This is a genomic window from Cohnella boryungensis (assembly GCF_042651945.1).
Classification (GTDB): Bacteria; Bacillota; Bacilli; order Paenibacillales; family Paenibacillaceae; genus Cohnella; species Cohnella boryungensis.
This window is the reverse complement of the sequence record NZ_JBHSED010000036.1, coordinates 177,647-192,213: the sequence shown is the minus strand read 5'-3', so window position 1 is coordinate 192,213 and position 14,567 is coordinate 177,647. Positions and strand designations below refer to the sequence as shown.

Here is a 14,567-nt window from a genome sequence, read left to right as displayed (position 1 = left end):
TTCTATCATGATTAAGGGAGGTCAAACATATGAATTCATCATGGAATGCTGCTGAAGCCGGACAAAAATGAGCCCTCGCTTTGCCCGGCGTCCAACTTGAAATATAATCAATGCTTATTGCTGCAAAAATCGCATCAGAACCGCCGCAATTTCCGCGCGGGTTACCTTGCCGGACGGGTCAAGCATTCCTTTGCCCTTGCCGGAGATGAGACCTTTCCCAACCGCCCACTTCATAGAGTCAGTCGCCCAAGTAGAAATGTTGTCTTTGTCTGCAGAGTCGGGTACGGCTTCATAGAACCAGTCCGTTTTGTTCACATCGTTTAGGGCCTGGTCTCCTCTCTCCATGCGAACAGCAATCAGTTCAGCAAATAAACGCTTACGCCAACGATGAGTACGACAACGGCCAGAATACCGAAATACCATCGGGTTACTCTCCAGCTTGCGCCCGGACCGTACCACCACAGCATAAAATAAAAGATTAAGCCAAGCACAACGGTAAGGATCGCAGAATTCCACGCCATTTCCCCCTTACTCCAATCCTCCATCTCTCTCTCACCTACTCCTCCCGAAGCGACTTCATTCCTCAAAATAATACAAACCTGTTGATTACTCCATACCTACTTCGGGGGATTTTTCGCGCTGCGCTTAAATAAACCGATCGTCAGCATCGGCCAAAGCAGCGAGGGCTCGCCTTAAGGAGGCTATCGGAAAGGTTAATGTTGATAAAAGTCGAAAATGTAAACAAATAGTATTATCAATGAATAATTGGTTGCATTCACAGTTTTTTGACCATGTGCTATTGTAAATATGAAAGCGCAATCATTAATGGGTTGCGCAATTATTCTATTTCTCATGGAAAGGAAGTGTGGAGTCATGAAAAAATGGTTCAAAAAGTCAAGCGCAATGATGCTTGTACTTACTCTGCTGCTTGGATTAACGACAGTGCCCGCTCAAGCAGATGCCGCTCCTCTTTACACAATTGAGGGCGAAAACGCTCAACTCAGCTCTGAACTTCAAGTAGCGACGCAAATTTACGGGCAACCCAAACCCGGATACTCCGGAACCGGATTTGTCTGGATGCAGAACTCCGGCACAATCACCTTCACCGTGACTGTCCCAGCAACCGGCATGTATGCGATCTCCACCCGATTCATGCAGGAGCTGAGTCCTGACGGCAGGCTCCAATATTTATCGATTAACGGCGTTAACAAGGGTTCGTATATGCTGCCCTATACGACCACGTGGTCGAATTACAATTTTGGCTTCCACAAACTGAACCAGGGAAGCAACACGATCCAAGTGAAGGCCGGTTGGGGATTCGCTTATTTCGACACCTTCACCGTGGATTATGCCAATCTTGATCCCTTGATTGTGCAGCCCACCCTTATCGATTCTCAAGCTACACCGGAAACACAAATTTTGATGAATTATTTAACGGAGGTGTACGGCAAACATATTATCTCTGGCCAACAAGAAATCTATGGAGGTGGAAATAACGGAAATTCAGAGTTGGAGTTTAATTGGATCTATAATTTAACTGGAAAATATCCAGCAATTCGCGGCTTTGATTTTATGAACTATAACCCGTTGTATGGCTGGGAGGACGGCACAACCAATCGGATGATCGATTGGGTGAATAACCGCGGCGGGATCGCAACAGCTAGCTGGCATATCAATGTGCCCAAAAACTTCACCGCCTACCAGCTAGGACAGCCTGTCGATTGGCTCAACGCTACCTACAAGCCGACGGACACCAATTTTAACACGGCCAATGCGGTGGTTCCCGGTACCAAAGAATATCAATATCTGATGTTAGCCATTGAAGATTTGGCGGAACAGCTGCTGATTCTGCAAAATAACGGAGTTCCGGTTATTTTCCGGCCGTTCCATGAGGCTGAGGGCAACGGAGGGTTGAATGGCGAAGGCGCTTGGTTCTGGTGGGCTAAGGCTGGCGCCGGGGTGTATAAGCAGCTGTGGGATATACTCTATAACAAGCTTACGGTGACGTACGGCTTGCACAACTTGATCTGGACTTACAACAGCTACGTGTACAATACTTCTCCCGCATGGTATCCCGGCAACTCTAAAGTAGATATTGTCGGCTATGATAAATACAATACGGTCTACAACCGCTATGACGGTTTGTCCGGCGTACCCAATGAGGATGCCATTACCTCGATTTTCTATCAGCTTGTCGATTCAACGAACGGCACCAAAATGGTAGCTATGACGGAGAACGACACCATCCCTAGCGTACAGAACCTGACAGAGGAAAAATCGGGATGGCTCTACTTCCTGCCTTGGTATGGCGAGCATCTCATGAGTACCGCCTTTAACTATCCGGCAACCCTGACAACACTGTATCAAAGTAATTATGTAATTACGTTGGACGAGCTGCCCAATTTAAAGGTTAACGTTCCTAGCGCGTCTATCACGCCTACAAGCGTAGTATTTGACAAATATACGCCGAATCAAAGCGACAAGGCGATAACCGTGAATTATTACGGCAATACGCTTAGCGGCATTAAGAACGGTTCTGTCTCCCTGGTAGCCGGCACGGACTACACCGTATCGGGCACAACGGTTACGATTAAGAAAAGCTACCTCGCCGCGCGGGCAGTCGGCACGACGAGCCTGACGTTCGACTTCAGCGCAGGCGCCGATCGCGTTCTCACGGTATCGATCGTCGACACGACGCCGACGAACAACTCGTCCATCACGCCGACGAGCGCTTCGTTCGACAAGAAGACGGCTAACCAAGCCGATATCGCGGTTACGATGACACTGAACGGAAATACGCTTAGCGGCATTAAGAACGGCTCCGTCTCCCTCGTATCCGGCACGGACTACACCGTATCGGGCACGACGGTTACGATTAAGAAAAGCTACCTCGCAGCACAGGCCGTCGGCACGACGAACCTGACGTTCGACTTCAGCGCAGGCACCGATCCAGTGCTCGCGGTATCGGTTGTCGACACGACGGTCAACTTGCCTGGCGCGCTCACGGTATCGGGCACGGCAGGCAACGCGCAAGCGACGCTGACATGGACAGCTTCCACCGGCGCAACCTCTTACAAAGTCGAACGCGCTACGGGAAGCGGCGCTTATACGGCAATCGCTTCTAACTTGACCGCCCTGACCTATACAGACACGACGGCCGTTAACGGTACGCTGTACAACTATCGCGTCGTTGCATCCAATGCGGCAGGCTCGACGAACTCCAACAGCATCGCGCTGACGCCTTCGGTTACGACGCCGACGGGCAGCTTCAAAATCCAAATGTACAGCGGCAATACGGATGCTTCCAGCAACACGATCGCTCCGCGCGTCAAGATCGTCAACATGGGTACAACCGCGCTGGATCTCTCGACCGTCAAGCTGCGTTACTACTACACAATCGACGCGAACAAAACCCAAGCATTCTGGTGCGACTGGTCGCATGTCGGCAGCTCGAACGTAACAGGAACGTTCGTTACGATGCCGACGCCGAAGACGGGCGCCGACACGTATTTTGAGATCGGCTTCACGAGTGCCGCCGGCACGCTCGCGCCGAGCGCGGCGGCCGAAATCCAGATCCGCATCGCCCGTACGGACTGGAGCAACTACACGCAAACCGGCGATTACTCGTTCAGCCCGACCGGCTCCAGCTACGTCGATTGGACGAAGATGACCGGTTACGCAAGCGGTACGCTGCAATGGGGCGTCGAACCGTAAATAGGTAAATCTGGCTCACTGATCGAGTAGGAGAAGGTCAGCCAGTTATGGGATCATTCCGAGAACCTAATGTGGAAACATTTTGGGTTCTCTTTTTTCCATTTCTTTCAGCCAATTTTCCGCTCCATGCAGGGCAGCTTTTATAACGAATATCATGTATCGGTCTATGTGCCTCGCTCAGGACAAATCCTTGCGCTTGAAATTGATCTTCTTCATCGTCCGTTATTTCTTTTTGAGATCCTACTAGGCTTTCAGAAAAACCGTTTTAATCGAAGTGAAGAACTCGATGGCCGCCTGCCCTTGCTCTCTCGAATGAGAACTGGATTGCTTCATTCCGCCGAAAGGAGCTTGCAGCTCGACGCCTGCCGTTTCGGCGTTAATGCGGACTAAGCCTGCATCCATATCGGCGATAAAAGCGAGAATATTCCCGATATTTTGCGTGAAAATAGAGGCGCTTAGTCCGTATTCCACGTCGTTTGCAACCGAGATCGCTTCCTCCAAATGATTGAAAGGGATAAGCGCGAGCACCGGCCCGAAAATTTCCTCTTGAGCGATCGTCATCTTCGAGGTCACTCCGTCGAATACGGTCGGTTGCACGTAATACCCGAGCTTTAATTCCTCGTCGGCAGGGACGCCTCCCCCGCAGAGCAAGTTCGCGCCTTCCGCGATCCCCTTGTCGATGTAAGAGAGAACGGTATCGCGCTGTCTTTCGTTCGCACAAGGCCCCATCCACGTCGCGGAATCGTTTCCGTTCCCCAGCCTCAGCCGCTTCACTTGATCGACCAGCTTCGCGCGGAACGTTTCATAGACCGAAGCCTGTACAAGAATTCTGCTCGTCGCGGTACACTTCTGTCCGGTTGATTTCAATCCGCCGCTGATCGCCGCTTCCACCGCCAGATCGAGGTTCGCGTCTTCCGCGACGATAAGCGGATTTTTCCCGCCCATCTCCAATTGGTATTTCGCGCCGCGGGCTAGAGCGGTTTGCCCGATCTGTTTCCCTATCTTGTTCGAGCCCGTAAAGGTAATGCCGTGAATATCGGGATGCCGCGCAATGCCGCCGCCGATCGTTGCGCCGTCGCCGGTAACCATGTTGACAACGCCCGGCGGAAGACCCGCTTCTTCAAAACAAGCTAGCAGCTTAGCAGCCGTAATGGACGTTTCGATCGCCGGCTTAATTACGACCGTATTCCCGTAGATAAGCGCGGGCGCCATTTTCCACATCGGGATCGCGACCGGGAAATTCCATGGCGTTATGACGCCTACGACCCCAAGAGGCACCCGAGTGGTGAACATCATGGCTTCATTGTCGGTCGATGGAATAACGTCGCCGATCTTCCGCATGCCCTCACCGGCATAATAACGGAGAATCGCGACTCCGCGGGCCGCTTCGCCCTTGCATTCGGCTAAGGTTTTGCCCATCTCGCGCATCATCGTCTCCGCGATATCGGCTAACCTTGCCTCCAACAGATTGGCCGCCTTGAACAGGTAATCGCCCCGCGCCGCGCCCGAGAGCTTACGCCAAGCCCCCTTGGCACGATTGGCCGCGCTCACAGCAAGCTTCAGATCCTCTTCGCCGGAATCTTGCACGTAACCGGCAATGTCGTTCGTATCGGCCGGATTAAGACTCGCGGTTACCCTTCCCGTTACGGACGGGGTCCATTTCCCGTCGATATAGTTCAGATAGGTTTGCTCTATCGTCATTTTTCTCTTCCCTCCATCCCCTGGTTGCGGCATTAGTTCACAGTAGGAATTCCCAAGCCTTTAGCGAACTTGCCGGATTGAACGGCAACGGAGTTATATCGTTCCAGTGCTTGCAGACCCAGATGGGCTCTGTTCACTTTTTCCATGCACTGGATTCTGGCAACCTCTTTGTTATGGGCCCCTGCAGGGTAGACGCTAGTCGCGTTGCGCAGCCCGAATTTCAAATAAACCGGCGAGGCGATTCTTACGATCTCCGGAATCTCGTAATTCCGAATAAATCCGCCCATATCGTCCGGAGACTCGATATAGAGATCAACGGGCGCATCGACGACCGCACGAATCGACGACAATTGCGGAAGCGTAATATCTCCGGCCAGATTCAACGTATTGCCGCCCAGCTCCGTTATGATTTTCGCGCTTACCGGGTTCGTCGGGCTCATCATCGCGGAGATCTTGACGACCAGGTCGGCCGGCAATTGTCCTTTGTTCTTGGCTTGATCGATCAGCGAGACTAAGCCTTCGTCCGCCACCAATACGCTTCGAATGCCTAGATCCGTCGCGCGAAATACGTCTTCCAACGCGTAGAGCAGTTGATCCATCCCCGCATGTCTTCCGCCAAGCACCTTACCGCTGGCGCTAAGAGCCATCCCGCCGATGTCGAAGCTCATTCGAGGGCCGACGAAGAGGCACACTTCCATCCCTTCCGTATTCCCCATCTGCGCCATGTCGCGGATCTCGGAGTCGCTTAACAGCATAATGCCGCTGCCCTGGGATACCCGATTCACCGTTATCCCGAATTTCTTGGACTCGGCGATGACGCTTTCCAAGATTGCGGGTCCTTCCACGGAAGGAATCTCCACCCGATAATGCGCGCCGTCTTCGAATCTCTTATCGCTTGTCGGGAGCTGGAACCGATCATTGACCGGCAGACCCAGACTGGCCGCGAATGCTTTCGCTCTACTCATCGCTAATTCCTCCATAATCGTCATTCGATAAGAACGACTGACTAATTTGCCTATCCTCTTCCTACGGTCGGTTCAACAAACGGAACTTCGTCTTCGGAGGCCGGACGCAGGTTGTCGAGATCGCAGCCTTCATCGGCTTGCAAGACATGGTCCGCGTACATCCGCATATATCCGCGCTTGTGTAAGCGAACAGGCGACCAGGCTTTCATTCGCTCGCGGATTTCCTCGTCGGTAAGCTCGACATGAAGGGTTCCCCGCTCCAAGTCGACCTCGATCCAATCTCCGCCGCGGATCGCCGCGAGCGGTCCTCCGAGCTGAGCCTCCGGGGAGACGTGAAGGATATTCGTTCCGAAGCTCGTTCCGCTCATTCGCGCATCGCTAATTCTGACCATATCCCGCACGCCTTGCTTCAACAGCTTCTTCGGAATCGGCAACGCTCCCCATTCGGGCATCCCGGCGCCGACCGGACCGCAATTTCGCAGAACGAGCACCGATGTCTCGTCTACTTTCAGTTCTTCGCTATCTATTCGTTCATGCATGTCTTCATAACTGTCGAACACGATCGCTTGACCTCTGTGCTTCCCGTTAATGAACGAGCTCGCGGAGCGTTTCAGGATCGCGCCGGAAGGCGCCAAGTTGCCCGTGAGTACGGCAATGCCGACATCCGTTTTGAAGGGCTCGCCTAATGTCGTAATAATATCGTCGCGGTAGGAGGGGGCATCGCGATAGACTTCTTCAAGAGTAGTCCCCAAAGCGGTAAGACGGGTCGCGTCCAATTGAGGCAACAGCCTGTCAATCACGGCGCCAAGCCCGCCCGCTTCGAAAAAATCGTCCATGCTGTGCTCGCCGCTCGGCTGAAGATTAACCAGCAGCGGAATGCCGGCGGACAGTTCTTCGTAACGCTTCAAGGGGATACGGATACCCAGGCGCCCCGCGATCGCGGTCAGATGGATAACCGCGTTGGTGGAGCCCCCGATCGCCGCGAGCAGCTTGATGGCGTTATCGAATGCGGTTTCCGTCATCAGGCGGGACGGAGTCAACTCCTCCTTGACCATCGCTACGATTCGTTTCCCCGTCTCTTCCGCCGCCCATTTGCGGCTGGCATGCGTAGCCGGAATCGTGGAGGTGCCCGGAAGCATCATGCCGAGCATCTCGGACAAGCATTTCATGCTGGAGGAGGTCCCCATAACGGGACACCCTCCCTGCGTGCACGAAATACATTTTTCCAGCTCCGTCCACTCCTCTTCGGTTAACAGTCCGGCATTGTAATCGTCCATTAACCGCCATAGATCGGTGCCGTAATTGACTTTCTTCCCGCGAAAAGTTCCGGAGGCCCGATGCCCGGCGGCCAGCTGAAGCGACGGGATATTACTGCTGGCCGCGCCCATAAGCTGAGCGGGAGTCGTCTTGTCGCATTCGCAGAGCATGACCGCGCCGTCGATCGGCAAAGCCCGAATGGATTCCTCGACGTCCATCGCCATCAAGTTGCGATAAGGCAGATCGGAAGGCTTCATAAAATCCGCTGGCGCCGTAATCGTGTGCATCTCCAGCGGATAACCTCCGGCGAGCAGCACCCCGCGTTTGACGAACTCGACTAATTCCTTGTGAGGCGCATTGCAGCTATTCAAATCGCTCCACGAGTTGAAAATCCCGATAATGGGTTTGCCTACGAAGGATTCCGGGACATGTCCATTCGCCCTCATGGCGGACAAATGCTGGAATCGCGTTTCCTTGGACGGATGTTTGAACCATCGATCGCTGCGCAAAGACATGTCTAGATCCCCTCTTCAATCCGAATTCGCGTTGTCGTCTTGGCTTGTTCGCCGGGCCGAAGAACGCGGAAGCCGGTCATTTCCTCCGGAAGCTGCCGCAGATTAGGCGCGTTCGTGATCCAAGTATACGGCTCCGGACAAAGATAACCTTGTTTCGAATCATGATTGTAAACCACCCAATGCTTGAACTGTTCGTCGGCGCCGTATACGACGCGAATGCCGGAGCCCGAATCCGTCAGCACCGCTTCGTTCGCTCCGGTGCCGGCCGTTAGGAAAGCATCGTCCAGCGCATGCCCGACAAGGCTTTTCCCCTCGCGCAATTGTTCCGAATACGGGATATCCGCGAGCTCCCCGGTCGGCAGAAACCGTTCGTCCAGCACCCAGTGCTTATCGGCATTAAGCGCGAACCGGCACGCCGCCAAATCCCCGGAACCGTTAAAAGGGAAATTAAAGGTCGTATGATAACCGAGCCCCCAAGGAAACGGAGCGCTATCCCGATTGCTGACCGTCGCTTCGACGGTTAGAGACGCCTGTTCCAATACGTACTTCATATGAACGGTAAATAGATGAGGAAATTGCGCCAGAATCCCTTCGTGATCCTCCGAATGAATAATCGTCTCCAGCACGATTCGTTCTCCCTCGACTTCGGCTCGCAGAAGCTTCCACGGCGCATCGAACAGCAAGCCATGGGTATGATTGTGTTCCGAAGGGTCGTTGATGTTAAAGCGATACTCCCTGTCGTTATATTCGAACCTACCGTCGGCGATCCGATTCGGAGGGAATAGAATCGGCAGTCCGTACATGAACGGATCCGCTTCGTACTCTTCCCGGCATTGCGGGAAGCGCAGCAAATCAAGATTTTTCCCGAGAGAGCGCAAAGACAATAAGTTGCTCCCCCATGACGGAACCAATACGATCTCCAGCTTCTCGTTCCGCGCTCTTATCGCGGTTTCGCCGTAAAGGTCAAACCGTTCGATTGCCATATCGCCAGCCCCTTCACTTGAAATGCCGTCTCATCGCGGCAAGGCTAGGCATTTGAAGAATGTCGTCCAACAGCGCCCGCGCCTGTTGTTCGGAACGGGTCCACGGATCCATGAGAAGTAATTGAACAAGGTCTTCATAGCTTCCGCTTTCGTAAGCTTGCAGCTCCATCTCGACGGGAGCGACGCGATCGCGCAGCGCATATTGAATGACGGGCTTAGGCAAACCTTTCGTTTTAATGCCTTGAACGCCTATTCCGCTGACGTAACAAGGAATCTCCACCTGAAAATCCAGCGGAATGCCGGGCACGTAATTGCCGTCGTTCAAAATATTGAGGATCATCACCCTAGGAACATCGCACGCGATCGCTTCGATAAACGGGATCATCGGTTCCGTCGAATGCACCGGCGGGAAGCTATCCATCACTTTCTCGGCCGTATTCTCGGAAACCTTCCGAATTTTCTCTACGCCCGCGGCTCCGCCCGCGAAGTAGAGGTCGCGCCACCAAGCCTCGGGATCTTCCTTATAGAAGCGTTCCGTCTCTTCATCCGCGTGATGCCAGGCCGGCCAAGCGCCGCCTCCCGGATTTCCCGTATCGCCGATCGGGAATACGCCGAACTTCTTGTAAAGATCTAGCGCTTTCGGTCCCAGCCAATCGCAAGTGCCGCATTGCTCGATATACGCCGCCGATTTTTCTTCGATCCAGCGATCCAGGATGGGGAACGCGTCTTTGCCTTTGTAACGGAACTCCGTCAGCCAGATAAAATGGTTGACGCCCGGAATTTCGTACGTAATCTGTTCGGGATCGAGCCCGATGACCTCGGCGACGGCTTTAATTCCGTTGGAACCATGACAGAAGCCTGCCAGCTTGGCTTGCGGGTACTTCCGCTGCAAATAGGTCACGCCGGCCATGACCGGATTGGATACGAGCATGTACCACGCGTTCGGACAGATTTCCAGAATGTCTTGCATCACCGACTCCATCAATTGCAACTGATCGAAGTTGATCCAGAATCCTTCGTCATGCATAACGTGGAGGCTTCCGCCAAACCGATACCCGTGCTTCCGAGCGATGTCCCATCCGTCTTTCAGACGTTGATGGCCTCCGATCAGCGCGGCGAGCATGACGAAGTCGGCTCCGCGAAGCGATTCTCTCCGATCCGTCGTTTTTTCCAGAACCAGAGAAATATTCGCCTCCTTGGCATACCGCTCGCAAAGCGAATAGGCGCTGTTCAGACGCTGCTCGTCAACGTCCATGAAGCTGATTACGCTGCCCTCAAGGGAAGGCGTAAGGCAAATATCTTTAATAAGGCTTAGGGAAAACATGGCCGAGCCGGCTCCGATAATACTGATCTTAGGCATGACAAATCCTCCAATATCGTTATTTATTAATCATCGCGACATCATCAAATCGCGGCCGATGCCGCCCCGTCGATGCTCAGATTGGACCCGTTGACGACTACAGACTCGTCCGAGGCCAAGAACAGTACCGCATACGCGATCTCGCGCGTCGTAGCCATTCTTCCGAGCGGCTGCTGCTGCTTGATAATCGGGTACAATTTGTCCATGCCTCCCAGGCTATCGGCAAGCCGGACGTTCATATCCGTTTCGACCCAGCCCGGAGAAATGGCGTTGCAACGAATGCCTTTCTCCGCATACGAGACGGCAATTTCCTTGGTTAAGCCGATAATGCCCGCTTTAGATGCGGAGTAGGCGGTATAACCCGGTTCCGTCAGCGAAGCCATCACGGACGACGTGTTGATAATGGAGCCGCCGTTTCCTTTGAGCATCTCGGGAATCGCTTTTTTACACATCAGGAACATCGATTTCAAGTTGACCTGCAACACTTCATCCCACGTTTCTTCGGGATAATCCAGAATATCGCCGACGGGCATAATACCCGCATTGTTGAACAAGATATCGAGCCGGCCATAGACGTCGACCGCGCGGGCCACCGCGCGTTCCGCGGTTGCCATCAAGCCGACGTTCCCACATACGATTTCGCAGCTTCCGCCCTCTTCGCGGATTTCAGCGGCGACTTCGTTCAGCTTGTCTTCGTGCAAGTCGACCAGCACCAGCTTCGCGCCCTCTTCGGCGAATAGCAGCGCGGTGCCTTTGCCGATTCCCGATGCCGCGCCCGTGACGATGGCAACTTTTGAATTCAGGCGGCCTTGCTTCGTCGGATTCGTACTCATAAGCAGATCTTCCTTTCTTTCCCTCATTCGGTTTGGGTTATTTGACGGCTCCGATGACCAAGCCCTTGCGGATGAAACCTTGGAAAATAATATAAATCGCGATCGGCGGCAACGAGGCCAGCAGCAATCCGGACAGCAGCAGCGGATAATCCGAGCTGAACCTGTTAAGCACGGTCGCTACGGCCACGGTTACCGTCTTCAGATGGTCGGACTGCAAGTAGATCAGCGGGGTCAACAGATCGTTCCACCAATTCGTCGCGTTAAAGATCGATACCGTGACCACGCCGGGCAGACTCATCGGAAGAATGATTTTAATCATGGCCTGGTGATATTTCGCTCCGTCCATCTTAATGGCTTCAAGCACTTCGTCCGGCATCCCCCTCATCAGGGAAGTAAGCAGGAATACCGTACTCGGAATGGCGGAGACGGCCCAGATGACGACGACGGACACGATATGGTCGGTCCAGCCGATTCTGGACATCAGCAAGTAGTTCGGAATGATAAAGGTGATGCCCGGAATGGTCATCGTGGCGATCATCGCGACGTAAAATCCGTTTCTGAAGCGGAATTTCAATTTGGCGAAAGCGTAGGCCGCCGGAACGGAGACGACGAGGCAAGCGACCATGCTCAAGCCCACGTACAAGACCGTGTTGCCGAATAGGCGAACCAGGGAAAACCGGTAAAACAAAGCTTTGAAATTGTCGAAGTACCACGTTTCGGGAAGCGCGAGCGGGTGTTTGATATACTCGATCGTCGGCTTCATGCTGCTGAACGCCATGTAAAAAAGAGGATACAGGGATAGAATGGCGATGAGGGCGAGAACGATAAAAATCAGCAACCTAATCACTCTTGTCGAGGCCGTTTTCATCTTGTCCTCCTACTGCTCCAAGCGTTTGGATATTTTTAACTGAACCCAGGTAATCAACATGACGATGAAGAACAGAAAAACCGAAAGCGCGCTCGCATAGCCCATATTGCCGCTTCTGAAGGCTTGAATGTAGATCATGTAATCGATCGGCGTCGTTTCGTAACCCGGGCCCCCGCCCGTAATCGAATAAACGAGCCCGAACAGCCCCACGAATACATAGATGACGTTAACGATCGTAAAATAAAAGATGGCCGGGTACAGGGACGGGATGACGATGTAGAACAGGCGCTGCCGCCAAGTCGTGCCGTCGATTTTTGCGGCATCGAACAATTCATTGGATATGGAGGAAAGCCCCGAAAGAAAAATAAGCGTGCCTTGGCCGAGCGTTTGCCAGTAGAAGCAGAGGATCAAGATCATAAATTCCGTCGGAACCGTATTCAGCCAATCCACGGTAAGACGACCGAGTCCGATATTCTCAAGAAGGGTATTCACGACACCTCTGTTGGTAAACATGGATTTCGCCAAGAAGCCGATGACTACCGACGAGAGAATGGCCGGCAAATAATACACGGAACGGAAAAAGCGCCAGCCGCGAACCTCCTCGTGCAACAGGACCGATACCGCGAGCGAGATCAACAGGATGCCAGGAACGGATAATAAAAAGATCAAATTATTGCGCAACATGAGCGGCAAATCCCCGTTGCTTAAGATGTTCTTGAAGTTATCCAGCCCTATGAACACGGAAGTAACCCCGTCCCATTTCGTAAAGCTATGAAAGAACGTATTGAACATCGGATAGCCCACGAATATCGCCAATAACAGAAAAGCCGGCAGCAAGGAGAACCAACCTACCCAGCGCTCTTGCTTAAGACTCATTCCCATCTTCCTCCTTGCCTTTTGTAAAAGTGACCTCCCTTAACGGGAGGTCATTTTCTCTTAGTTGCTTTTGCTCTTCAGAAGCTCGTCGCGTTTCTGATCGATTTTCTTCATGAATTCTTCCGCTGTCATTTTCCCGCTGGACACCAGGGATTGCAGCGACATCATCTCGCTGGTCAGCTCGGCAGGGTAGACGTTATCCGGCCAGAAAATCGTGCTCGGTTCGTTAGCCATATCCTGCATCGTTTTCACTAGCGGATCGTTGACGTATTCGTTTACGTCCACGTCGTTGACTACGGTAATCCGAGCTTCGCCGGACTTGATTTTGTTGATTTGCTCCTCTTTGCTCATCAGGAACTTGACGAACTCGGCCGCTTCTTTCGCGTGCTCGGAGTAATTCGTCACAACGAACGCCGCGCCGACGCCGCCGGGACCGCCATCATGGATTTTGACGTCCTCGCTGAAATCCGGGATTTTCATGAAGCCGACGTTATCGCCCATCTCTTTGCTGAAGTTCGTAATATCCGAATTGGCTCCCACGCTCATGCCAAGCTGGCCTTGAATGAACAATTGACGAATGGAATCGTCCGCAATGACCAAATCTTTGTCGAAGAGCTCATGCCAGCCCTTCATTACGTTCACTAGCTTAGGATCGGAGAAGTTTGACGTGCCTTTGACCAGGCTGTCCAGACCCGGAATATCTACCGTCTGAGCAATCCAGTAGTCGGGAACATGAAGAAAGCTGTCTTTGAACAAGCCGAGCGGCGTCACGTTTTGCGCTTTGATCTTCTCGAGCATGGCCACGAATTCCTGGAAGTTTTTCGGACGCTGTGCGACCGGATCGACCCCCGCGTCGGCAAAAATCTTTTTGTTGTACGCCAGGAGGAACGTGCCGTCCGTCCCGAACGGAACGCCGTAGGCTTTGCCGTCGTTCGTGAAGTCTTCCGTTGTTGCGCTCCAACCGACGATTCGGGCTCTTTCTTCTGCCGAGAAGTACGGGTCCATCGGCTCCAAAAATTGCTTAAAGCGAAGCATGTACGAACCGGACCAGAGTACGGTCAGGTCTGGACCGTTCTTAGCGATGCTTGCCGTTTGGAATTTAGCGAACAGCTCGTCTCCCGAAGGAACGTCCTGCACGTCGATTTTGACGTTCGGATGCAGCTTCTGATAACGTTCCACCGCTTGGGAGATATAGAAGTCTTCCTTTTTTTTGGATTTGTTATTTTCGTCAATGGTGGCAAACCCTGAATTCCAGAAAACAAGTTTGATTTGCTTCTCTCCGTTGCTGCCGGAAGAAGCGCTTTCATTTTTGCCATTGCCGCATGCGTTAAGCACGAGTGCCAGTACCATGATTAATGCTGCGGCTACAACAGACCCTCTTCTTAGTCTCATGGAAAGCTTCCCTCTTTCGTTAGTTGATGTCTTGAAGCCTAGTATAGAAGCTTTCCTTAATCTGTTGAATGTCCTAAGCCAACCATTTGGTTTATCACTTTAT

At 52.8% G+C, this 14,567-nt stretch carries 12 protein-coding genes; 1 reads left to right on the top strand and 11 read right to left on the bottom strand.

The features are described from left to right. Window positions 1-114 precede the first annotated feature (114 nt). Together ACFO1S_RS17695 and ACFO1S_RS17690 are read right to left on the bottom strand one after the other, a co-directional pair. Window positions 115-345 (bottom strand): S-layer homology domain-containing protein, encoded by a 231-nt coding sequence (locus ACFO1S_RS17695; RefSeq protein WP_204603910.1) that lies wholly within the window; start codon window positions 343-345, stop codon window positions 115-117. An 11-nt stretch (window positions 346-356) separates the two neighbouring features. Continuing rightward, entirely contained in the window at window positions 357-521 is a 165-nt protein-coding gene (locus ACFO1S_RS17690; protein ID WP_204603909.1) for a hypothetical protein, read from the bottom strand. A 352-nt stretch (window positions 522-873) separates the two neighbouring features. Between ACFO1S_RS17690 and ACFO1S_RS17685 the strand changes: the two genes are divergently transcribed. After that, the gene (locus ACFO1S_RS17685) at window positions 874-3,714 is read left to right on the top strand and encodes a X2-like carbohydrate binding domain-containing protein (protein WP_204603908.1); all 2,841 of its coding nucleotides are present in this window, start codon (window positions 874-876) and stop codon (window positions 3,712-3,714) included. 243 nt (window positions 3,715-3,957) lie between these two features. On the opposite strand, the gene gucD is transcribed toward ACFO1S_RS17685, so the two are convergent. Genes gucD through ACFO1S_RS17640 form a run of 9 tightly spaced genes read right to left on the bottom strand, consistent with a single transcriptional unit; the run spans window position 3,958 to window position 14,464 of the window. Then, a complete protein-coding gene (gene gucD / locus ACFO1S_RS17680) occupies window positions 3,958-5,415 on the bottom strand; it encodes an alpha-ketoglutaric semialdehyde dehydrogenase GucD (protein ID WP_204603907.1) in 1,458 nt (485 codons plus the stop codon). A gap of 32 nt (window positions 5,416-5,447) precedes the next feature. Continuing rightward, window positions 5,448-6,380: a hypothetical protein gene (locus tag ACFO1S_RS17675; protein WP_204603906.1), complete on the bottom strand. Its 933-nt coding sequence runs from the start codon at window positions 6,378-6,380 to the stop codon at window positions 5,448-5,450. Window positions 6,381-6,430: 50 nt separating this feature from the next. Continuing rightward, entirely contained in the window at window positions 6,431-8,152 is a 1,722-nt protein-coding gene (locus tag ACFO1S_RS17670; RefSeq protein WP_204603905.1) for a dihydroxy-acid dehydratase, read from the bottom strand. 2 nt (window positions 8,153-8,154) lie between these two features. Then, window positions 8,155-9,135, bottom strand: coding sequence for an aldose 1-epimerase (locus tag ACFO1S_RS17665; RefSeq protein WP_204603904.1), 981 nt, complete (start codon window positions 9,133-9,135; stop codon window positions 8,155-8,157). A 13-nt stretch (window positions 9,136-9,148) separates the two neighbouring features. Continuing rightward, window positions 9,149-10,495 (bottom strand): family 4 glycosyl hydrolase, encoded by a 1,347-nt coding sequence (locus ACFO1S_RS17660; protein WP_204603903.1) that lies wholly within the window; start codon window positions 10,493-10,495, stop codon window positions 9,149-9,151. A 44-nt stretch (window positions 10,496-10,539) separates the two neighbouring features. After that, window positions 10,540-11,328, bottom strand: coding sequence for an SDR family NAD(P)-dependent oxidoreductase (locus ACFO1S_RS17655; protein WP_204603902.1), 789 nt, complete (start codon window positions 11,326-11,328; stop codon window positions 10,540-10,542). A gap of 37 nt (window positions 11,329-11,365) precedes the next feature. Beyond that, the gene (locus ACFO1S_RS17650; protein WP_204603901.1) at window positions 11,366-12,196 is read right to left on the bottom strand and encodes a carbohydrate ABC transporter permease; all 831 of its coding nucleotides are present in this window, start codon (window positions 12,194-12,196) and stop codon (window positions 11,366-11,368) included. A 9-nt stretch (window positions 12,197-12,205) separates the two neighbouring features. Next, a complete protein-coding gene (locus ACFO1S_RS17645) occupies window positions 12,206-13,072 on the bottom strand; it encodes a carbohydrate ABC transporter permease (protein ID WP_204603900.1) in 867 nt (288 codons plus the stop codon). A 60-nt stretch (window positions 13,073-13,132) separates the two neighbouring features. Further along, a complete protein-coding gene (locus tag ACFO1S_RS17640) occupies window positions 13,133-14,464 on the bottom strand; it encodes an ABC transporter substrate-binding protein (RefSeq protein ID WP_204603899.1) in 1,332 nt (443 codons plus the stop codon). Between the last annotated feature and the right edge of the window lie 103 nt (window positions 14,465-14,567).